Source organism: Rhabdonatronobacter sediminivivens, from assembly GCF_013415485.1.
Classification (GTDB): Bacteria; Pseudomonadota; Alphaproteobacteria; order Rhodobacterales; family Rhodobacteraceae; genus Rhabdonatronobacter; species Rhabdonatronobacter sediminivivens.
Map to the genome: position 1 here is coordinate 1 of NZ_JACBXS010000096.1, position 3,117 is coordinate 3,117.

The following is a 3,117-nucleotide window of genomic DNA, read 5'->3' on the forward strand; positions in this document are numbered from 1 at the left end:
GCCGCGCGACAATCACTGGCGACAATCCCCTTGCCCGCGACACACAAACCCGCCATCCTCGCTGATGTCGCGACCAAGGATGCTCATCCTGATTGACGCGCTCCTCTCACCCAGATTGTCGCGCTATAAACAGAGCCGGATTTCCCGGCCCCATATCCATCGCGATGACCATGCGCTGACGTTCAAGCAGCTCTGTTTCCCGAGAGATCACAGCACGCAGGAAGGCCTTCGCTTCCTCAAGGGTCATCTGACTTTGTTTCACGGCTTCCATCACGTCGTCACTCTCGGCTGTCACACGCCGGGCGATCATAACCGCGCGTTGCCGGTTTGTCGTCCGCAGAGAGATCTGCAAGTCGATGATTCTTGTGGAAAAACCGCGAGCCTTCCGACGCCAGTACCAGACATCGCCCCGCTGAAACATATGGGTTTGCGCAAGCATAGGTCGGTCGTCCCATTCATGGGATCCGCACCGGGTCACCGCCGCAGCGGTGATACAGTCTGGTGATACACCTACGAACCCCAAAAGGGAATTCGAAGATAAATCAGTAGCTTGCTTGATTTTTGGCTCCGGCGGTAGGGATCGAACCTACGACCAATTGATTAACAGTCAACTGCTCTACCGCTGAGCTACGCCGGAACACGAGGGCGATATAGCAACTCCGTTCCGGGGCGTCCAGAGCGAAATGGGGCTTGATGTCATGGGTTTCAGGAGTTTTTTCGCAAGCGGAATGTGGCATCTGCGCAGGGGGCGGGATGGGCGTCAACGCGGCCTGTTTCGGTGAGATCTATCAGATGTGCCAGCACGTTACGGGCGGCGGCGGTGTGCAGATGCGGGGGGGTGTCGGTGTATATGGCGCGGGTCAGGCTGGCGATGGTGGCCGGGCCCTGGGTCATGTGCTTCAGGATCTCCGCCTTGCGGTGCAGACGATGCTGGCGCAGGGCGCGGATGCGGGGGATGCCGTCCTCGACCGGGTCGCCATGGCCGGGAAAGAGCCGCTGTGGCGCCAGGGCCTCCAGCCGGTCCAGGCTGTCCATGAAGGCCGTGAGATCTCCGTCCGGGGGGGAGACCAGCGTTGTGGCCCAACCCATTACATGGTCGCCACTAAAGGCATGGCCGCGCCAGAGAAAACACAGGTGGTTGCCGAAATGGCCGGGGGTCCAGAGGGCCTGCAACTGCTCTGCGCCCACAGCGATCCGGGCGCCATCGGGCAGTGTGATATCGGGGCGGAACGCCGGATCGACGCCCTCACCCCCACCAAGGGCGCTGTCGGCGGCCAGCCGCTCCATCACCGCACTGCGCCCGGTCAGGCTGTCGCCAAAGGCGCAGACCGGGGCGCCGGTAGCCTGTGACAGCGCCGCGGCCAGGGGGGAGTGGTCGCGATGGCTGTGGGTGACAAGGATCCGGGCCACGGTTTCGCCAAGGCCCAGCGCGGCGAGGATGGCCTGCAGATGGCTTTCGATCTGCGGGCCGGGGTCGATCACCGCGACCGCCCCGCGCCCGACGATATAGGTGTTGGTGCCGGGCCCGGTCAGCGGGCCGGGGTTCGGCGCGCGCAGGCAGCGCAGGGCCGGGTCCAGCCAGAGCGCGCCGGTCATGCGCCGACCCCAAACCGGGGGGTGCCGCTGGCGCCGGAATGGGGATAGGGTGCGGGGTGATGGTGTCGCATTGGCTCAAATCCCTCTTGCCGCGCGGGCTTTATGGCCGGACCGCGCTGATCCTTGTGGTGCCCATCGTCACCATACAGATCGTGCTGTCCATAGTCTTCATCCAGCGGCATTTTGACCGCGTGACCCAGCAGCTGACGGGCGCGGTGGTGCTGGAGCTGCGCTACATCCTGGGCCGGATCGATGCAGCGCCAGAGCTTGGGGATGCCCTGGCCGAGCTGGACCCGCTGACCCGCGCGCTGCGGCTGGAGCTGGCCCCGGCGCCCGGCCCCGTTCCGCCCGCCGACCTGCGCCGGGTGCATGACCTGGCCGGTGTGGTCTTGTTGTCCACCTTGCGCGAGGACCTGCCCGGCTATCTGGCGGCCGATCTGCAAACGGACACGCGGCAGGTCGTGATCTGGACGGACACGGCCCATGGGGTGTTGCAGGCTTCGCTGAACCGGAACCGGATGTCGCCGTCCAACCCCCATCAGTTGCTGGTGATCGTGCTGCTGGCGACGATTGTGATGACCTTCATCTCGTTCCTGTTCCTGCGCAATCAGGTCCGCCCCATCCGCAGGCTTGCCCGCGCAGCCGAGGCCTTCGGAAAGGGGCAGAGCCTGCGGTATTATCCCAGCGGAGCATCCGAGGTGCGCGCCGCCGGTCGCGCCTTTCTGGACATGCGCGATCGGATCGAGCGCCAGATAGAGCAGCGCACGCTGATGCTGTCTGGCGTCAGCCATGACATGCGCACACCGTTGACCCGCATGCGGTTGACCCTGTCGATGATGGAGCCGGGCGAGGATGTTGCCGCGCTGGAGGCCGATATCGCGGAACTGGAAACCCTGCTGGGCAGTTTTCTGGATTTCGCCCGCGCCCATTCGGTGGTTGAGGTCGAAGCCGTTGATCCCGTCGCCATGGTGCGCGAGGTGGTCGAGGCCCGGCGTGAGGCGCAGCCCCGCGTGACATTCGACTGCCAGGAAGCCCCGGTCGCCCCGATGGCGCTGCGCCCGCTTCTGGTGGTCCGCGCGCTGGAGAACCTGATCGGCAATGCCCTGCGCTACGGGGCTTCGGCGCATGTGTCGCTGACGCAATCCGACACCGAACTGACGATTACGGTCGAGGATTGCGGCCCCGGCATCCCGCCTGAGCGGCGCGCGGAAGCCAAGCGTCCTTTCGTTCGGCTGGACAGCGCGCGCAACCAGAACCTGGGCGGGGGCGTCGGGCTGGGACTGGCGATTGCCGAAGATGCGATGCACCAGCACGGTGGGCGGCTGGAACTGGACAACAGCCCGGCGCTGGGGGGGCTGCGGGCGCGGCTGATCCTGCCGCGCTAGAGCATGTTGCGCAAAAGTGGGAACCGGTTTTGCGCGCAAAACATGCGACCACAATAAGTTAGAGTGACTCCCGATCAAGTTGACGCATAGCCTGCATGGCGGAGGTATCGCGCGCATTCCTCTGGGGTGAATGCTG

At 64.9% G+C, this 3,117-nt stretch carries 3 protein-coding genes and 1 tRNA gene; 1 reads left to right on the plus strand and 3 read right to left on the minus strand.

Annotation, left to right across the window (positions count from 1 at the left end):
• Window positions 1-106 precede the first annotated feature (106 nt).
• From HUK65_RS18170 to HUK65_RS18180, 3 genes are all read right to left on the minus strand, one after another.
• Window positions 107-439, minus strand: a complete 333-nt coding sequence (locus HUK65_RS18170; RefSeq protein WP_179907667.1) for a hypothetical protein — start codon at window positions 437-439, stop codon at window positions 107-109.
• A 123-nt stretch (window positions 440-562) separates the two neighbouring features.
• Window positions 563-637: transfer RNA gene (locus HUK65_RS18175), tRNA-Asn, on the minus strand.
• Window positions 638-705: 68 nt separating this feature from the next.
• Complete coding sequence (locus tag HUK65_RS18180; RefSeq protein ID WP_179907668.1) at window positions 706-1,596, minus strand: MBL fold metallo-hydrolase; 891 nt, start codon at window positions 1,594-1,596, stop codon at window positions 706-708.
• Between the two features lie 59 nt (window positions 1,597-1,655).
• Here HUK65_RS18180 and HUK65_RS18185 point away from each other — a divergent pair, with 59 nt between their 5' ends.
• Window positions 1,656-2,981 carry an ATP-binding protein gene (locus HUK65_RS18185; RefSeq protein WP_235442271.1) on the plus strand — a complete coding sequence of 442 codons (1,326 nt, stop codon included), beginning with the start codon at window positions 1,656-1,658 and terminating at the stop codon, window positions 2,979-2,981.
• The last annotated feature ends 136 nt before the right edge of the window (window positions 2,982-3,117 follow it).

Excerpts from the sequence above, each read along its gene's own strand:
- HUK65_RS18170 (WP_179907667.1), bottom strand. The coding sequence starts at position 439 with ATGCTTGCGCAAACCCATATGTTTCAGCGGGGCGATGTCTGGTACTGG.
- HUK65_RS18180 (WP_179907668.1), bottom strand. The coding sequence starts at position 1,596 with ATGACCGGCGCGCTCTGGCTGGACCCGGCCCTGCGCTGCCTGCGCGCG.
- HUK65_RS18185 (WP_235442271.1), top strand. The coding sequence starts at position 1,656 with ATGGTGTCGCATTGGCTCAAATCCCTCTTGCCGCGCGGGCTTTATGGC.